The 18,208-nt window shown below is 45.5% G+C and carries 18 protein-coding genes; 7 read left to right on the top strand and 11 right to left on the bottom strand.

Annotation, left to right across the window (positions count from 1 at the left end; all coding sequences use genetic code 11):
- The first annotated feature begins 91 nt into the window (after positions 1–91).
- Positions 92–3,457: a DEAD/DEAH box helicase gene (locus tag NSS66_RS17545; RefSeq protein WP_023986921.1), complete on the top strand. Its 3,366-nt coding sequence runs from the start codon at positions 92–94 to the stop codon at positions 3,455–3,457.
- A gap of 127 nt (positions 3,458–3,584) precedes the next feature.
- Here NSS66_RS17545 and NSS66_RS17540 read toward each other — a convergent pair whose 3' ends face one another.
- The 3 genes from NSS66_RS17540 to NSS66_RS17530 all read right to left on the bottom strand — a co-directional run bounded on the left by NSS66_RS17540 (position 3,585) and on the right by NSS66_RS17530 (position 5,729).
- On the bottom strand, positions 3,585–4,535 hold the full coding sequence (locus NSS66_RS17540) for a ring-cleaving dioxygenase (RefSeq protein ID WP_053324602.1): 951 nt from the start codon (positions 4,533–4,535) through the stop codon (positions 3,585–3,587).
- A 55-nt stretch (positions 4,536–4,590) separates the two neighbouring features.
- A complete protein-coding gene (locus tag NSS66_RS17535) occupies positions 4,591–5,217 on the bottom strand; it encodes a nitroreductase family protein (protein ID WP_023986919.1) in 627 nt (208 codons plus the stop codon).
- 140 nt (positions 5,218–5,357) lie between these two features.
- Complete coding sequence (locus NSS66_RS17530) at positions 5,358–5,729, bottom strand: MmcQ/YjbR family DNA-binding protein (RefSeq protein WP_023986918.1); 372 nt, start codon at positions 5,727–5,729, stop codon at positions 5,358–5,360.
- Positions 5,730–6,260: 531 nt separating this feature from the next.
- Here NSS66_RS17530 and panB point away from each other — a divergent pair.
- Both panB and NSS66_RS17520 read left to right on the top strand, forming a co-directional pair.
- Complete coding sequence (gene panB / locus NSS66_RS17525) at positions 6,261–7,133, top strand: 3-methyl-2-oxobutanoate hydroxymethyltransferase (protein ID WP_068941424.1); 873 nt, start codon at positions 6,261–6,263, stop codon at positions 7,131–7,133.
- Entirely contained in the window at positions 7,133–8,056 is a 924-nt protein-coding gene (locus NSS66_RS17520; RefSeq protein WP_053324600.1) for a ketopantoate reductase family protein, read from the top strand. The genes panB and NSS66_RS17520 overlap by 1 nt, the downstream gene beginning before the upstream one ends.
- 101 nt (positions 8,057–8,157) lie before the next feature.
- Here the strand turns inward: NSS66_RS17520 and NSS66_RS17515 are convergent, their stop codons facing one another.
- The 7 genes from NSS66_RS17515 to NSS66_RS17485 all read right to left on the bottom strand — a co-directional run bounded on the left by NSS66_RS17515 (position 8,158) and on the right by NSS66_RS17485 (position 14,021).
- Positions 8,158–8,715 carry an NADPH-dependent FMN reductase gene (locus NSS66_RS17515; RefSeq protein ID WP_028541058.1) on the bottom strand — a complete coding sequence of 186 codons (558 nt, stop codon included), beginning with the start codon at positions 8,713–8,715 and terminating at the stop codon, positions 8,158–8,160.
- A gap of 241 nt (positions 8,716–8,956) precedes the next feature.
- Positions 8,957–9,964, bottom strand: a complete 1,008-nt coding sequence (locus NSS66_RS17510) for an AI-2E family transporter (protein ID WP_023986914.1) — start codon at positions 9,962–9,964, stop codon at positions 8,957–8,959.
- 55 nt (positions 9,965–10,019) lie between these two features.
- A complete protein-coding gene (psiE, locus tag NSS66_RS17505; protein WP_025723919.1) occupies positions 10,020–10,436 on the bottom strand; it encodes a phosphate-starvation-inducible protein PsiE in 417 nt (138 codons plus the stop codon).
- Between the two features lie 87 nt (positions 10,437–10,523).
- Positions 10,524–11,018 (bottom strand): DedA family protein, encoded by a 495-nt coding sequence (locus NSS66_RS17500; RefSeq protein WP_013308662.1) that lies wholly within the window; start codon positions 11,016–11,018, stop codon positions 10,524–10,526.
- A gap of 22 nt (positions 11,019–11,040) precedes the next feature.
- Positions 11,041–11,550 (bottom strand): CDP-diacylglycerol--serine O-phosphatidyltransferase, encoded by a 510-nt coding sequence (pssA, locus tag NSS66_RS17495; protein ID WP_023986912.1) that lies wholly within the window; start codon positions 11,548–11,550, stop codon positions 11,041–11,043.
- A 24-nt stretch (positions 11,551–11,574) separates the two neighbouring features.
- The gene (locus tag NSS66_RS17490; RefSeq protein ID WP_028541059.1) at positions 11,575–13,344 is read right to left on the bottom strand and encodes a sensor histidine kinase; all 1,770 of its coding nucleotides are present in this window, start codon (positions 13,342–13,344) and stop codon (positions 11,575–11,577) included.
- Entirely contained in the window at positions 13,341–14,021 is a 681-nt protein-coding gene (locus tag NSS66_RS17485; RefSeq protein ID WP_028541060.1) for a response regulator transcription factor, read from the bottom strand. The genes NSS66_RS17490 and NSS66_RS17485 overlap by 4 nt, the downstream gene beginning before the upstream one ends.
- Before the next feature lie 210 nt (positions 14,022–14,231).
- Here NSS66_RS17485 and NSS66_RS17480 point away from each other — a divergent pair, with 210 nt between their 5' ends.
- The 3 genes from NSS66_RS17480 (at position 14,232) to NSS66_RS17470 (ending at position 16,844) form a co-directional block, all read left to right on the top strand.
- Positions 14,232–15,575, top strand: a complete 1,344-nt coding sequence (locus NSS66_RS17480; RefSeq protein ID WP_340959459.1) for a glycoside hydrolase family 30 protein — start codon at positions 14,232–14,234, stop codon at positions 15,573–15,575.
- A 162-nt stretch (positions 15,576–15,737) separates the two neighbouring features.
- Positions 15,738–16,127, top strand: a complete 390-nt coding sequence (locus NSS66_RS17475) for a winged helix-turn-helix transcriptional regulator (protein ID WP_023986908.1) — start codon at positions 15,738–15,740, stop codon at positions 16,125–16,127.
- A 270-nt stretch (positions 16,128–16,397) separates the two neighbouring features.
- The gene (locus NSS66_RS17470) at positions 16,398–16,844 is read left to right on the top strand and encodes a hypothetical protein (protein ID WP_028541062.1); all 447 of its coding nucleotides are present in this window, start codon (positions 16,398–16,400) and stop codon (positions 16,842–16,844) included.
- A 103-nt stretch (positions 16,845–16,947) separates the two neighbouring features.
- On the opposite strand, the gene NSS66_RS17465 is transcribed toward NSS66_RS17470, so the two are convergent.
- The gene (locus tag NSS66_RS17465) at positions 16,948–17,439 is read right to left on the bottom strand and encodes a phenolic acid decarboxylase (RefSeq protein ID WP_013308656.1); all 492 of its coding nucleotides are present in this window, start codon (positions 17,437–17,439) and stop codon (positions 16,948–16,950) included.
- A 166-nt stretch (positions 17,440–17,605) separates the two neighbouring features.
- On the opposite strand from NSS66_RS17465, the gene NSS66_RS17460 reads away from it, so the two are divergent.
- Positions 17,606–18,154: a PadR family transcriptional regulator gene (locus NSS66_RS17460; protein ID WP_023986906.1), complete on the top strand. Its 549-nt coding sequence runs from the start codon at positions 17,606–17,608 to the stop codon at positions 18,152–18,154.
- Positions 18,155–18,208 lie beyond the last annotated feature (54 nt).

Genomic DNA, 18,208 nt, shown 5'->3' with positions numbered 1-18,208 from the left:
TAAAGTTACGTTTCGCGCCCAAGTGTCCATCCTCCTGTCTGTTCTGTTATCATGTAAGAAAACGGAATAACTCAGGAAAGGATTACGAATCATGAGTTTTGAACTTACCCGGCGAGCCATCAGACAACTATGCAGTCAAGCTGCTTATGACGACGGGGATGCCTATTACCGGGCCAAAAGAGTGGCCTTTACACAAATAGATCATGATGAAGGGGTATACGAAGCTACGGTCAAAGGAAGCAGCTTTTATGCTGTTGCGGCGATGATCCGATCCAATGGAAGTATCCGAGCAGAGTGCACCTGTAGCACATTTCAGAACACCGGACGATATTGCAAACATATCGCTGCTGTTCTCCTTAACGCCCATGATATACGCCGTGGAAAAAGTCTGTCTGTACGCTCCTACGCCTCCAGACTTCATCCCGGTACTACCCCAGATACAGCAGGAAGCATGGATTCAGACGGGATGTACACATCTACAGATGCTCCGTATGATTACACTGCTAAAACGGCACGATCCTCTGACATCACACAAGGGGATCTCCAGCTGACCGACAGTATGTTAAAACTATTTGACCGCAAGCGACCGCTTCGCAGCACGCCTACCCTGCTGGATACTCGTGCGGTCTTGGATTTTCAATTCGTCATCCGGCCTTTTGCCTACGGTTACCAAAAATATATGTTTGGTGTAGAAATGAAGGCTGGCCCCAAACGATTATATATCGTCCAGAAAATTCGTCCGTTTCTGGATAGTATTGACCGTGGGGATAGCTACATGTTCACGAAAAGCTTCTCGTACGAGCCTGAGTTGTACCGCTTCCGACCTGAACATGACGCTATTCTCCAGCAATTATCCCAGGTGTGCCACCATGAGCGTATGATTCGGGAAACCTCAGGCACGTATTCATCTTCCAGTAGCCATATGAGCGGCGAGCGAATGCTCCTCATTCCGCCTGCGGCTTGGGAAAAGCTGCTCCCCTTGCTGACAACAGCACAGGGCGTCTACTTTGAAATTCACGGAAACATGAGTGAGGGTATTCCCCAGTCCGACCTGATGCTTCCACTGCAATTTGAATTTGATGAGGCCGGGGCCATAACCGAAGGCTACCAGCTAAGCATACAAGGATTGGATGACTTGACCATCATGGAGGACTATGGTGTCGTCATTGCCGATGGCAAGCTTGTCAAACAGAAGGCCGATCCCTTACGGCGTTTGTCCGAGCTAAAACGGATGGTAGAGGTACACCACAGGCGAAAAGTTCTGATTGCGCCAGAGCAGATGGAATCTTTTATGGACAAGGTTGTACCCGGGTTAATGAAGCTCGGACGTGTTCATATGACTCGGTCCGTCTCAGATCGGGTCACACAGCAGCCATTGAAGGCAAAGCTATATCTGGACCGGGTAAGAGACAAGCTACTGGCAGGGCTGGAGTTCCAATATGGGGATATCATCATCAACCCGCTGGAAACAGATGCACGAACGCCTGGTAACGACCGAATTCTGATACGTGATGGGGAACAGGAGCAGCGTATTTTGGAACTGATGGAGCATAGCTCCTTTGCCAGAACAGACAGCGGATATTTTATGGAAGATGAAGATGCAGAGTATGATTTTTTGTACCATACTGTTCCTCAACTGGAAAAGCTGCTGGACGTCTATGCTACAGGTGCAGTCAAAGCGAAAATAAACAATACTCTGCCTACCCCAAGGATACGGGCGGAATGGGATGAACGTACGGATTGGCTTGAATTTAAATTTGATATGGAGGGCATTCCGGAACCGGAAATTCGCAAACTGCTCAAATCGTTAGAGGAAAAACAGAGATATCACCGTCTGCCTAATGGTGCCTTGCTGCCGCTGGAAACAGAGGAGTACAAGGAATTGATTCGGTTCATGAATGAAACAGGTATCCGTAAAAGTGATCTGGATGCAGCGCAAATTCGTGTTCCCGTCACACAAGGACTGTATTTAATTGATCCTCACGATCATGGGAAAAACCTGACTTTGGGTAAAACCTTTCGCCAGCTGCTGGAAAATATACGTAACCCAGACCATCTCGACTTTCCAGTTCCAGACGTGCTTGCTCCTATCTTGAGAGATTATCAGGTTTACGGCTTTCAATGGCTTAAGACATTGGCGCATTACCGTTTTGGGGGCATTTTGGCAGATGATATGGGGCTGGGTAAAACGCTGCAAAGTATCGCCTTTCTCGTCTCAGTATTGCCGGAGATTCGCAGCCAGCAGCTTCCAGCCATGATCGTGTCCCCTGCATCACTGGTGTACAACTGGCGGAATGAGCTGGAGAAATTTGCTCCACACGTCCGCGTCACTATCGCAGATGGCAGCCCGGAAGAACGCGGCCGGATCATACGGGATGCCGCCAGTTATGACGTCGTCATTACGTCCTACCCGCTGCTACGGCGCGATGCAGATGTGTACAGCAAACCATCGTTTCATACGCTCATACTGGACGAGGCGCAGGCTTTCAAGAACCATGCCACCCAGACGGCACAAGCTGTTAAGGATGTAAAAGCCCGTTACCGTTTTGCCCTGACAGGAACGCCTATAGAAAATACATTGGAAGAGTTATGGTCCATATTCGACGTTGTATTTCCTGCGCTATTTCCCGGTGGGAAAAGAGTGTTTCACAACCTGCCTCGAAATGTGATTGCCAAGCGGGTTCGTCCGTTTCTGTTGCGCCGTCTTAAGAGCGATGTCCTCAAGGAGCTGCCGGAGAAAATCGAATCCGTGCAGGTATCCCGGCTTCTGCCAGATCAAAAAAAGCTGTATACAGCCTATCTGGCCAAGCTCCAGCATGAAACGTTGAAGCATCTCAACGAGGAAGGATTTCAGAAAAATCGGATCAAAATTCTCGCAGGTCTGACCCGACTTCGTCAGCTCTGCTGTCATCCGGGCTTGTTCATCGAAGGATATACGGGAAGCTCCGCCAAATTTGAACAGCTGTTGGAGATCATTACGGAATGTCTCAGCTCCGGGAAACGGATACTCATTTTTTCACAGTTCACTACGATGCTTCAAATGATCGGACGTGAGCTTGCTCGAGAAGGGGTGTCCTACTTTTACCTGGATGGGCAGACTCCCGCTCCGGAACGAGTCGAGCTGTGTAGTCGCTTCAATGAAGGAGAACGCGAGCTGTTCCTGATCTCCCTAAAGGCAGGAGGCACTGGCCTGAACCTCACCGGCGCAGATACAGTCATTCTGTATGACCTGTGGTGGAATCCCGCTGTAGAGGAGCAGGCTACCAACCGCGCACACCGAATGGGTCAGAAAAAAGTCGTACAGGTTATTCGTCTCGTCGCCCAAGGCACGGTAGAGGATAAAATGTATGAGCTGCAACAAAAAAAGAAAAACATGATCGACCAGGTCATTCAACCGGGGCAAGAAACCCTTTCGGCACTGACCGAGCTGGAGATTCGTGAACTGCTCATGATCTAGCCAACTCTTCCACGCTTATTTATACGTTAGTATGACAATTCCACACGCAAAAAAGGTCCAATCACGGTAGAAATCTTCCCGCATTGGACCTTTTTGCTTCTAAATATGATTGTTTGGATCGAGCAGATTAATCCTGTTTTAATACTCTAGGTTCAATAGGAACCAGGTTAGACTCAATCTGGGTGCGCTGAGGCTCATACCATTCAGGCAGCATCAGCTTGTGCCCTAACTCATTCAATTCCTCATCCACGGTAAATCCGGGTGGATCGGTTGCGATCTCGAATAAAATACCGCCCCGCTCGCGGAAGTATACGGCATTAAAGTATTGGCGATCTACAATACCACTGGTCCCAAAACCATGCTGATGAACCCATTCGTTCCACGCCTGATGCTCCGTATCGTCCTGCGCGCGCCAGGCAATATGGTGAACCGTACCGGCGCCGCCATTCCCCCACGGGACATCTTTGACCGGAATGTCGATCAGGTTGCCCAAATCACCTGTCGCCTGATAGCGGATGTAGCCTGCATTTGCGTCTTCTCCGATGGGAGTCATCCCCAGGACGTTCTCCAACACCTCTTGCGTATGCTTGGAATCCGCACTGTACAGTACCGCCCCGCCAAAGCCCTTGATAGCTTTATCCGTAGGCACGCCGCCAGCTGTCCACGTGTTCACCGGGCCATCTTCCCGCTCCACCAGCTCCAGATGCAAGCCCTCGTTGTCTCGGAACTGGATGAATGACTCGCCAAAACGAGTGGCCTTCGTGAAAGACACCTTCAAGCTGTGCAGACGGTTTTCCCAGTATTCCAAAGCACCGGACGGCACGACATACGTCGTAATCCCGACCTGTCCACCTCCAATCTTACCCTTGCGTGTACCCGGAGCTGGAAAAAAGGTAATGATCGTTCCCGGGCTGCCCTCTTCATTACCAAAGTACAAATGGTATACTTCTGGAGCATCAAAGTTGATCGTCTTTTTAATCAATCGCAGACCAAGTACGCCTGCGTAAAAATCAACGTTGCCCTGCGGGTCTCCTGCAAAGGACGTGATATGGTGAATTCCAGCGGTTTTCAATGACATCTTTATCACTCCTTCATTAACATGATGATTTATTTACACAAATGATTTACAAATTTCAAAATCCATTGTAGCTGACAAATTGTCCAACCGGCTTGCGGTATCCCCGTGCCCGCTGACCCGATTCGTCCTCTTTACCCAAGGTAATCATCATCACGGGTACAAATTGCTCTGGAATATTCAGTACTTCCTGCACCTTCGCCGGATCAAAACCGATCATCGGGCAAGTATCCCAGCCTTTGTCCTTGGCAATCAACATCAATTGCATAGCCGACAGACTGGCATTACGGATCGCTTCTTCTCTCTGGAAGACAGGTCCCCGCTCGCGATAAAACTGAGTTACCGATTCCACCGTACTATCATATTCCTGCTTGCTTAGGACACCTAAATTCAGGAATCCTTCGTTGAGGTCAGCTACCTTGGTATAAGCTTCTGTATCCCCCAGCACTACAATGGTCGCCGAAGCCGTTAATATTTTATACTGCTTACTTGCCTCATCATGCAGTCTTTGTTTGGTATCAGCATCCTGCACTACGATATAGCGCGTATGCTGTAAATTAAAAGCCGATGGAGCAAACTTCACCAACTGAAATATTTCTTCTAGTTCTTTTGCATCTATAGTAACATCAGGAATAAATTTAGAAGCTGATCTTCTCTCTTGAATAATATTCACCAGTTCGCTCATGTTAAGTTCCACTCCTTGATATTATTTTCAAATAAATTATCTTTAAATTAAGAATATATCTATTCGTGTTTTCTGTCAAGTAAAACTATAATAATGTTAGTAAGTATTTTTGGATACAACCTAAGGGCTTCACCAGCCCTTTACAAATCCGTTGCCCGTATTCTCATCGTAATCGCTTCGCGTTGCGCTTTGGTTAAGCTCTTGAAGACTAGCTCATACGAATGGTCGATCATGCTGTACAAATCCTCCAGTGGGAAGGTAGCATCAACCTCAATCGTATTCCAATGCTTTTTATTTAAATGATAGCCTGGCTTAATTGCCTTGTTTTGTTCACGCAGATTTACCGCAATGATCGGATCACATTTCAAGGATAGATGGCTAATGCCGTCCTTTTCAGATAATAGAGCAAACATCTTGCCTCCAACTTTCAGTACTAGCGTTTCAGCACCGAATGGATAATCCTTAACAGCCTCTTTTTGGCTCAGACCATACGCTACAATTTGTTCATACACCAGCCTTCACTCCTCTGCTTGAGTCATCATCTATAAAACGATTTGTGCCCTATTATATCACGCTCTCCACATACAATAGTCCCATGCTACAATTAGAATTCTATCGGGAGGGTCAATCCTTTCTATATGAATTTATTGACCGTCCGTGACCTCATACACGTCCTGATGATTTAGCAATATTTCACATACTGTATCTGCAAGCTGACAGCCCTTCACTTCCGAATAGGAAGTTGGAGGGGCTTGTTTTGTTCATATAGTAGAGAATGTTATGCAACAGCCCTATATTTTGGTATACTTCCGTGAGAGGCTGTATCGATACATTCGAACGGTACTCTAGTTAGTGTAATTCAATATGTAGATGTGTGAGCCTATGGAGGTGAACTCGTTGGATTTTGCTCTGATCCGCAAGGACCGAGACAAAAGAACGGTCGCAAATTGACTCTTTTTTTGCCTTTCGGACCTTTTCAGCCATGTGCTGAAAGGTTTTTTTTGTGATCTAAAATAAAGGTAGGAAAGGATTTGAATGCAACCATGGCAACCTCGAAAGCACTTAATATTTTGCAATTGAAGAAAATGAAACGAGAAGGTTCACCTATAAGTATGATTACGGCGTATGACTATCCATCTGCTCGTTTGGCTGAGGAAGCCGGGATCGATATCATCCTTGTCGGTGATTCCGTAGGTAATGTGTTATCTAATTATAACTCCACACTGCCCGTCACTATGGATGATATGGTCTATCATACACGGTCTGTCGTGCGCGGTGCGGAACATACTTTTATTGTTGCTGATATGCCATTTATGACGTACCACGGGAGTAGTGAAGAAGCCCTTACTAATGTGCGCAGGCTCATGCAAGAGGGACATGCCCATGCCGTGAAATTAGAAGGGGGCATGGAAATTTGCGACACCGTGAAGCGAATTGTTCAATCCGGCGTCCCACTACTGGGGCATATCGGACTTACACCACAGTCTGTGCATCAAATCGGCGGATACTTCATTCAAGGTAAAAACTCACAGGCCGCTGAGCGCCTTCTAAATGATGCCCGGGCCCTGGAGCAAGCGGGAGCTTTTGCCATCGTGTTAGAGCTGGTGACAGAGGAAGTAGCGAAGAGCATCACCCGAGAGATATCTATTCCGGTCATAGGCATCGGTGCGGGGAGATACTGTGATGGCCAGGTTTTGGTGTATCATGACATGTTACAATACTCAGCTCCTTACCGGGAGAAGAAGTTCGTAAAAACCTATTCGGATATAGGTGCTTTGATTCGTAACAGCATCGGGCAATATGTCGAAGACGTGAAGAATCGTTCTTTTCCAGGCGAGGAGCATGTTTTTAAGGCAGATGAGAACGTAGTAGAAGGATTATACGGGAATGCAAAAGTAAAGGCAGGGACCCTATAATGCGATTTCTGATTGTAGGTGCAGGGGCGATTGGAGGCTATTTCGGGGGACTTCTTGTTCAAAAAGGAGAAGACGTGACCTTCTTCGTACGCCCTTCAAAAAAATCTCAGTTGGCAGAAGTCGGTCTGATTGTTAGAAGTGTTCATGGAGATTTCCAGACGCCAATCCGTGCTATTACAAATGGTGAAGCCGCCGATCCGTTCGACTGTATTATCATTTCGGTCAAAGCGTATCATCTTCCCCAATTGCAGTTCGATCTTGAGCCTTATATCGGTGATCATACCATGATTCTTCCGTTACTTAATGGTTACGAACATTTTGACTTTTTGCGCAAGCAATTCGGTTCTGAAAAAGTGCTGGGCGGACTTTGTTATATTGAAACTACGCTGGATCATGATGGTTCTGTTGTTCAGACAAGTCCGTTCCACCGTATCGTCTTCGGTGAATGGAACGGAGTGCACTCAGAGCGTACACAATTGCTGCTGAATCATCTTGATCATGCAGGCTTCACAGTGGCACGAAGCCACGATATCCAGCGTGAAGTTTGGCAGAAATATATATTCGTTGCCAGCTTGAGTGCAATTACAACACTGATGGATGCCTCGGTTGGAACTATACTTGCCACGGCAGAGTCACGTGCTATTTACGAAAAGCTGCTGCATGAGATTGTCACACTTGCTCACAACGCGGGGATGCCGATTGATTCAGAGATGGAAGCTCATACACTGAAAACGATGGAATCCTTACGACCAGAGATGATGTCATCCATGCAACGCGATATGCTTAAAAAGCTTCCGATTGAAGCCAGCCATCTACATGGTTCACTGCTTGCATTGGCTGCAACCAGTAATACTGTTTACCCCATACTCGAAACGGTATATGCCCGATTAAAGGTATACGAGAGCTTATTGGACACTGTCTAAAATTCAAACTTTAAAATCAATTAAAAGAGGAAGCGGCAGCTTCGAAGGTGAAAATGAAATCTTAGACTGCCGCTGCTTTTCCTTTATTAAACTTCAAAAATCTAAAGAGTTCCTGTGCTTGAGCATGCTTGCTCAAGCCCTTGAAGTAATGCTTCTAGCTCCTGCCTAGTTTCAGCGTTTGTAATTTCACCTTCCTGATTTAGCTTCAAGGTGATATGCGGAATAATGACCTTTCCATTCTCCACAATCTGTGCATTGATCATTTGCAATGTGAGCAGCAGCGAGGCATGCGCAAGATGGCCGCCCATAGGAGACGGTGACGCGCTAATGACCGCTGTAGGTTTATTTACAAATTCACCTGAAGATACGAGCCAATCCAAGGCATTTTTCAAAGCACCCGGCACACCATTCCCATATTCCGGTGTACAGATCAGCACTCCATCCACTTGTTTCAATTGCTCCCGTAGCTCTTTTACGGAAGCTGACCCCTCATCTACATCCAAGTCAGGGTTAAAATGCGGGAGATCCCCCAATCCATCATAGACTGTGAATATCATATTTTCAGAAGCCAGCCCAATAGTAGCCTTCATAAGCGCTGTATTGGAGGACTTTTGACGAAGGCTACCCGATATAGCCAATACCTTAATTTTCTGTTCCATCCGATCATCTCATTTCTTTTAACTTGATCTAATCTTGCATATTCAGTGTACTATAGCTAACAAGAGAATTAAAAAGCAAGTGAGAATGCATTGATAATGCCGTTGGACACCTCCTGCATGATGATGAGCGTCAGCGATTTTTTCCTATGAACAAAAGGGCAATAAAAAAATGCCTGCGGCTTCGCAGGCATTCGTGATGAATCAATAGTCACTATACAAGGGTGGAATCTGTAGTGCTGAATCAAGTATCCTTCTCTTGCTTGCGTTTTATCCCAATCAGATCAAGGAAGAAAACAAACAACGGAATACCTACAATCAAGCCCCAAATTCCAATCAGATGCTCAGAGAAAATAAGTACGACAAAGGTAAAGAAGATCGGTAAATTCGTTTTGGATGACATCAGCTTCGGATTTAAGAAATAGGCCTCAATCGCATGAATCACCACGATCAGAATAACTAGATAAATCACATATTGAATGCCGCCGACACTGAAAGCGATCAGGCCGAGCGGTGCCAGTGAGATAAACACACCTGCCACTGGAACCAATCCAAGTACGAAAATGATGAGCGCAAGACCAAGCAGATTAGGGAAACCCATAATCCAGAGTGCAATCGTGGTCAATATACAGTTAATAAGTGAAATCAGTAGTTGAGCCTCCAATACCTTCCCGAACGTATCCAGAAACATACGGCCAAAATGACCCACTTCCTTGAAAAACCAACCCAGTTTGCTATCTACAAACGTAGCTGTAAAACGTGTAATATATGATTTTTCCATCAGGAAGAACAAGCTCAAAATAATCGACACCAGAAGCTGTGTTCCCAATTGACTGACCTTCATCACTGCACTCAGGCCAGGCTCAAATAGCCGCTGAACATTCAGCGTGTCCATAAATTCGATAATCGTTTCGTTCCATTGATTACGATCAGGATACATATACGCTTGCTGAATCATGAGATACACCTGCTTGACCTGTACAACGATTAGCGGCACCATTCGGTAAACGCCCCACACCATAATCAGAATTAGCAGCCCATACACCAGTAGCAACACGATCATTGACGGCACATTGACGAACCGCTTGACCAGCTTATTCACTCCGTTATATATACTACCAATCAAGATCGTAAGCAGCAGTGTTAACAACATAATATTCATCATGCTTCTTAACATAAACAACAGTAAAACGATTATCGCAAGGACGGCTACCCGCCTGACGCCCGCATGATTCATCCAGTTTCTTACCATTCGTCTTTATTCCCTCTTTCCCACTTGACTGTCAACTTTGCAATCTTCCTGAGCATCAATTTTCTCTTTTTATCAATTTACTGTTAGCGATCAATAGAGAACCTACCATGACTAGGATAGCAATAGACCACCAGAATGTATTTTTAGCATCATCATGATCTACAATAATGAGCCTGATGACAGCCGTGATCCCAATATAGATAAAATAACGTAATGGAAAATGAAAATTGGTTTTAAAGTACTTAACTATTAATGCTATGAATTCAAAATACAAGAAAAACACAAGCAACTCTTCCGTGAATTCATAGTAATTTTTGTCGGCCTCTGTGTACAAAAAAACATAAGAAAAAATGGACCATGTTTCTTTTAGAAGTAAGAAGCTTAAAATCAGCCCGACCAGAAACAGCGAGATATTCAAGATCATTTGCAGAAAACTAGGTAACTTCTCAATATACTTCATTAATGCATTCAATACAGATCCCCTCACTGGTTGTACAGTATCTTTATTTATATTATCGGTGGTATACGTGAAAAATGCTACATTACTTTTGAGGTCACCTTAATGAAAGTTTATATTCGCCCCTGCAATATAACCAATGGAGATAAAGATAAGCGTCCATATCAGAGAACCTGCGCTTGCCACCAGCATATATTTTCGGACAGGCATCGCACTAATGCCCGACAAATAGCTTGTCGCATGTCTGACTCCTGGGATAAAATAACCAAACAAAATGGTCCATAACCCAAAACGCGCAAACCACCCCTTAACTCTTGCAAATCGCTTCGGTGTCAATCCAACCCACTTGCCGTGCTTATCCACCAGCGGCTGACCCAGCTTTTTGCCTAGCGTGTAGCTGATCATCATCCCTGTCATTGCACCGATGAAGCTGACTAATATAGACACCGAATAATTCAGTACCATGATAGAGGATAAATAGCCGACAAAAACCATAATAATTTCATCCGGAACCGGTAGACCGATAATCCCAAGAGCAAGAAGAGCAAAAATAGCGATATATCCGTATTGTGTAATCATGCTGATGACCCATTCCATAGGAGAGCCACCTCCTGACCGATTATTTTTTGAAGGACGGAAAGGGAATACGGCTAACCATCAGGAACGACAGCACTACCATTAATGCAAGCAACAACCCCGGCTTCAAATGCTCACTCCATAAAAACATAAAGGACAAAATCACACCCGCCGCCGTAATCGGCATACCTACAAAGCCTTTGCTAAAAGCCATTAGGTTGAATCTTGCCAATCTTACCGCACCGCATATGACAAACAAAACAGCCACAAGCGGTCCTATCCAATGGGTATCTCCCAGTTTGTATAACAAGATCAAGAAAGCAGGGGCAACCCCAAATGAGACAACATCCGCCAGCGAGTCGAGCTGTTTGCCAAAATCACTGGAGCAATGCAACAGCCTTGCCAGCAAACCGTCTAATACATCCCATAAAGCAGCCACCACCACGAGAATAAAAGCGGTCATGTATTGCTCATGAATCGTAAAATACAGGGATAAGACCCCTGCCCCCAGGTTTGCAATCGTGAATAGTGAGGGCAACCAATTCCATTTCATACTCCTTAACTCCTTTGCCGTAGCTTAGCCTCCGAATATAACAACAAAACGGACGCCGTCCTTGGTATTCTCCACCTTATAGCGGAATTCGTGCAAATCTAAAATTCGTTTGACGATCGACAGCCCCAGTCCTGTCCCACCCGTCTGGCGGCTACGTGACAGCTCGGCCCGGTAAAAACGGTCCCATATCTGCTCCAGTTGATCGTCAGGAATGGTCTCACCTTTATTTTCAATGGAAAAAAAACGGATTTCCTCAGCGCCTTCGATACGAATCGTGATTGAGCTTCCTTCCTCAGCATGCCGTATGGCATTGACAACAAAGTTGATAATCACCTGTTCCATCCATCCTACATCGGCATGAATCGGCATCTCATTGGCGGGGATAATGACCACTTCCAGCTTTTTCTCCTTCAACAGATGGAATAGCTTGTCCACGACTTCCTCCACCAGCTCACTCAAGATAAAGGTCGTCTTGCGAAGCTTGAGAGTACCCGATTCCAATTTGGCGAGGTCCAGCATATCTTTGACCAATCGCTCCATTTTGTCCGCTTCCTCTACAATGACTTTCATATAATGATCCTGCTTCCCGGCGCTAACCCCATCTTGTAGTCCTTCTGCGAAGCCTTTAATGATACTCAGCGGGGTTTTTAGCTCATGAGAAGCGTTGGCAAAAAAGTCTTGTTGCACAGCCTCCATCCTCTGTTTCTGTTCCATGTCCTCGACCAATTGTTGATTGACCTCCTGAAGCTCGCGCAAAGCCGTGTCCAGGTTCTGGGACAGGGTATACATGCTGTAGGACAGGCTGCCCAGCTCATCATTCTGCCGGATTGGTGTATGGGCTGTAAAATCGAGCTTAGCCATTCGCTTGGCGGTATTATTCAAAGCAATGAGCGGACGGGTCACCATCCGGGAATAGAACAGGGACAAAATCAGAATGAGTGCAAATCCCCCGATCCCTAGGTACAGATAAAACCAGCGCAGAGCTTCATTCGTCTCACTAATTTCCTGCAACGATGTCACTGTGAACAGGAGGTCGATCTCGCCTGTGTCCTGACGAACAGGATGGACTATGACTGCATTACGTACCCCTGTCCAAGGTTCCGTCCAATCTTCCTCCAACACTTCGAAATTCTTAAGTTTCTCCAGATGCGCCTGTGATAAAGGGAACCATTCCTCCAGCGCACCAAACAGTAATCCTTGTCGCTGACTCCATGTTTTCAGATCTGGCAGTGCAATCTCTGTCACCGTACCGGATAACCTTACACTGTCATCTGTGCCAGCCGCTTGCGATGTCGTTCCTATATTTTTGAAACCAGGCTTCTGAATGCCTAATGGATAAATTAAGTTGGGGGAAGTGATGCCGTCAGTCCCCAATACCTCACCTTCAACCGTTACCGTATCACCGGGCTGAATCCGGGCAGCTCTCAACTCATCTCCGTACTCGCTCATAAACAGAGACAGCGATATCTTAACAACTTTACCATCTGCTGTTCTGAGGCTGATATGAAACGCATCATCCAGCTTTACTTTGCCGTCTAGGGTAACAATCGCCAACTGGTTCTTATTCTGAAGCATAAAGCGAGCTGCCTCTCGCGAAACCCTGCCCGATCCCCAAGCCTCCTGGACATAACTTTGACCGAAGCTTTTCAAACGGCTTTCCACACGACCAATCTTCTGTTGCTGATAAAAATTTTCAAAAAACAGAAATTGACTTAAAATCACCATACCGTAAAAACACAGGAAAAACACAACCGTCATAATGAACAACTTAAAGGTAACTCCCCGTTTGTTCATTCTTCCTCCTCAAACCTGTAGCCTGTACCAAAAACCGTGCGGATATGGCGTGATTCACGGCCTAGCTTACTTCTCAGCTTTTTGATATGAGTATCGACAACCCGTGTGTCTCCTTCAAAGTCGATGCCCCACACCCGGTTCAGTATCACATCCCGTGAAATGACTATGCCTTTATTATGTATAAGCAGCCGCAGCAACTCATACTCCTTGGGCGTCAGCTCGACTTCCGCCTGATCCACCTCAAGTCGATGAGCCATCGTATTGAGAATGGCAGTGCCGAATCGCAAAATATGCAACTCCGGCTGCACATGTCCTTCCACTCGCTTCATCAGCGCGTTTGCGCGGGCGATCAACACCTTGGGGCTAAAAGGTTTGGTAACATAATCATCGGCTCCCAGTTCAAAGCCTAATATTTTATCATCATCACCGGATTTGGCTGTCAACAAAATGATCGGCACACCTGAACGGCTGCGTACCTGGCGGCACACCTCCCAACCATCCAGCTCCGGCATCATAATATCGAGTATAATCAGGTCCGGCTGCACCGAATCAAACCAGATTAGTGCATCTTTTCCATTACCTGCTTCATAGACTTCCCAATTATTTTGTTTAAAATAATCAGCAATAACTTCACGAATACGTATTTCATCCTCCACGAGAAGAACCCTTTTCTTCAATCGACTTCCCTCTTTCGTCATTCTAGGACACCAGCATATCAAAGACATGTGTACTTTATGTGTTCTTGATACCTCTTATCAGCAGAACTTCTCATCAGCAAATTCGACCTTGGATTAGGGCAAATTTGTCTTGGCTCAGACCATCTCATCTCCTGTGATCCTACCCTATAATAAGAAGAGATACAAAAAGCTTGAACAGGAGGGTAATACATGAGTAATCAAACCATTCAGTGGTTTTCCACTTCTAAAGCTAAAGCTTGGCAATCCCAAGCTCATCATCTTACCGATACCCAAGATAGTGCCAACCTAACCCTTACGGGAGAAACACATCAGCTTGTCGAAGGTTTTGGTGGCTGTTTTAATGAATTGGGTTATGTAGCCCTGAACCATTTGGAAAAGGACGAACGAGATCGGGTGCTTCATTCTCTCTTTCATCCAGAGGGCGAGCACAAATTTGCAATATGCCGACTTCCTATTGGAGCGAGTGACTACGCGCTGGAGTGGTACAGCCACAATGAAACAGACGGCGACGTGGAGATGAAGCACTTTTCCATTGAGCGTGATCAGCAATATCTCATTCCTTTTATTCGGGAAGCGTTACAACTCAATCCTAACCTGAAGTTGTTCGCTTCACCCTGGAGCCCGCCGACATGGATGAAATCACCGAAAGCCTACAATTACGGCACTCTGCGCTGGGAAAAGGATATTTTGAAAGCGTATGCATTGTACTTTGTCAAATTTGTTCAGGCTTACCGCGAGGCAGGTATTACGATCCATCAGATTCATGTTCAAAATGAAGTCATTGCCGATCAGAAGTTCCCTTCCTGTGTATGGACCGGAGAGCAACTGCGTGAATTTATTCGCGACTATTTGGGTCCTGCTTTTGAGGAACACGGACTGGATACGGAAATTTGGCTGGGGACCATTAACGCTCCCGATCCGTGGGAGGAATTAATGAAGAAGACTTCTACCGGATTCGATGAGTATGCCCATACCGTATTGAGTGACCCCGAGGCCTACAAATATATTAAAGGCGTAGGCTACCAGTGGGCAGGCAAAAATGCCATTCAGCGCACCGTTGCCAGTTATCCTGAGCTTCGTTACATGCAAACAGAAAATGAATGCGGCAACGGAGAAAACTCATGGGACTACGCCAAATATGTATATAATCTGTACCAGCACTACTTCACCAATGGTGTGAATGCTTATATTTACTGGAATATGGTTTTGGAACCGAAAGGCAAGAGTACATGGGGCTGGGAGCAAAATTCGATGATTACTGTTGATCCCGCGGATCGAAAACCTGTCCTGAACCCGGAATATTACGTTATGAAGCATTTTTCTCATTTTGTATTACCAGGTGCCCGACGCATCGGACTTCGTGGCTCATGGACTGGAAATGCAGTTGCTTTTCAAAATACAGACGGGCAAAGGGTGGTGGTCATCGCCAATCCGTTCAAGGAATCGCGTGTGCTGAATCTGTCTCTCGGTGAAACAACACACCGCTTGGAGCTGGAGCCGGAGTCCTTTAATACTATCGTGATTCCTTCTTAACGCCACAGATTTCTGGACTCTTCCAGCTTGCACATATCATTAGGTACCCCTGTCCGGTCTATAAGTGTCCAAGCATATGTATAGTTTCCAAAATGGATGTATATCCTTTTGCGTATAGTAGCTATAAATAGTATACTTGGAATAACTACGGACAGGAGGTCGATGAATATCACTACTGTAAAAGACCGGATTGATTTGAAGCTGATTAATTGTGATAAGGAATTGACTCTCGCGGTCATCGGTGGAAAATGGAAGCTGATTATTTTGTGGCATCTCGGTATGGAAGGCACCAAGCGGTTTGGTGAATTGAAGAAGCTGATCCCCCATATTACGCAAAAAATGCTGACCAACCAATTGCGCGAGCTGGAGGAAGATAAACTCATTCTTCGTAAAGTCTATCCCGTCGTCCCTCCACATGTGGAATATTCACTGACGGAGCATGGCGAAAGCCTGATTCCGGTACTGAGAGCAATGTACGATTGGGGATCAAACTATCGCGAGAACGTGATTTGGAAAGAAGAAGAAGCGATTCAGGATGTCACACCCGTGTGATCAGCAAAACAAGCATTTTGCAAAATGCTGAACTATATTTTTGTAGAGACGACCCTGGGGAGATCTGGGGTTGTTTTTTTGTGATATAAAGACGTTCCCCAAGATAATAAAAGAAATGGATGCAAGTATCCGTTTCCATTGGCATTAAAGCTCGTTTTCCGCTACATATCCTCATTTTACACTTGTATTCGTGATTTACATTACATCCGCTGTGACGTATGATTCTTCCATCCCTATTTACAGTGAATCCGAGAAGGAGGCCGTTCTAGCATGAGCATGACGCTTGCCCAGCCCACAACATCCCAAGCGACCCAATTAAGCATTGGTTCCATGGAAATGATTCAATACGACTATCGTCAGTTTCCTGACTCAAAACCTTATCAACACCATTGCTGTGGCTTGCTTACTATGTCGTGTAACGGCGCTCAAGGTCTGGCGGAATATGAGCTGCCTGAAATTAAAGGTGCCTTTGACCTCGTCCGCTGGGCTTCCGTGTTTACCTCGCTCAAGGGTCTGTCCTTAACCGAGGCTGAGCAATATATTCAGCACCATGCTGATCACTGGGGGCCTGATAAAACAGAGCTAGCTCTATCTGCCTTATCCGATCTGACTACCCATGCGAACCTGCACATTCTCTCCCCATCAGCGACCATACTCCCCCCTCGGATTAGTCGTTCATATCTTATCGAGCATGGTCTGGTCTACTATTCATTCTAAATATCGTCCACAACTCCATTAGCAATCCACTTTCCAGTTGACGTAAAAAAGCCTGAGACTGTTTATCACAGGCCAGGCTTTTACACTTTCAGCACAGAGTTGATTACACTTGCAGTTTACCTGCACGAATATCGTCTGTCATTCCTGCATAAGGTGCTTGGGAAATTAATTGTTCGTTGTTCACACCTGCATTTTCGATGAATGTAATATCTGCAAATTCAGGAACCACATACTTCGGATATGTTTCATACTTTTCACGCGATTCCTCCATCAGCGGAATAAAATCGTTTTGATAGCGCACAGTGATTTCCGGATGCTCATGAACCCATTTAGGGAAGAAAATAATGCCGTGCATACGTTTTTCCTCAGGCATAAAGTTCAGAGACACGTCAGTGCCTGTCGGTTCGGTCCACGATACTTTATACACATTTTCCACCAGCTTCACCAGATTGACCTTCTGATCACGTACCCAGCGACCGCCTACCATACCACTATGAATGCGATAATCGATCGTATCTTCATTTTTAATATATATTTCGTACTCCCAACCATTCTCATAAGTGTAGATCATGTGGCTGCCGATAAACTTGTCCATCTTGCATCCTTCTTTCCTAAATTATAAGTTTTCATGAATTGAATAGGAGACCAAAAATAAAAATATTCAATTCAAAACATGTAATGTTAAACATGTTTTTAAGTACATATAAATTGTAGCACTATGGTATACTAGTGTCAAATAATGTTTGACAAGGAGAACTACGTTGAAGCGCACATTAAAATACGCCATTTTGGGCCTGGTTCATAAAGAGGAAATGAGCGGCTACGATATTACGAGTCAATTCAAGAAGGAAATCGGACAATTTTGGAGCGCCAAACACAGTCAGATTTATCCTGAGTTAAAAAGGCTGACCGAAGAGGAGCTTATTGAATATCGCACCTCCATTACAGGAGCCAAGCTGGAAAAGAAGCTGTACTGCATCACCCCCAAAGGAACCCAAGAGCTGACCGAATGGCTGTTGAGCGCCAAAGAGTTACCGGAAACGGAAAAGGATGAGTTTATGCTCATGCTGTATTTCTCAGCAGCCATCCCCAAGGAAGAGAACAAGCGATTGTTCGAGGACCAGATAATCAAACGTAAAGAGAAGCTGGAGTATCTGTACGAAAGTAAAAAATCCCTCCAACGGCTGGACGAGAACCTTCAAGCCCCCGGTTCTAATCAATTTGGGCATTATCTGGTGCTGAGCCGTGCCATTAATCGGGAAGAAAGCTATATTACGTGGCTGGAAGAAACACTGTCCCTGTTTGAATAGCCTAAAAAACCTTCAACGCCACGTAGATTCGTGGTATTGAAGGTTTTTCTAAAT

The sequence above is a fragment of the Paenibacillus sp. FSL R10-2748 genome (genome assembly GCF_038005565.1).
Classification (GTDB): domain Bacteria; phylum Bacillota; class Bacilli; order Paenibacillales; family Paenibacillaceae; genus Paenibacillus; species Paenibacillus polymyxa_B.
This window is presented reverse-complemented; position numbering and strand designations above follow the sequence as displayed.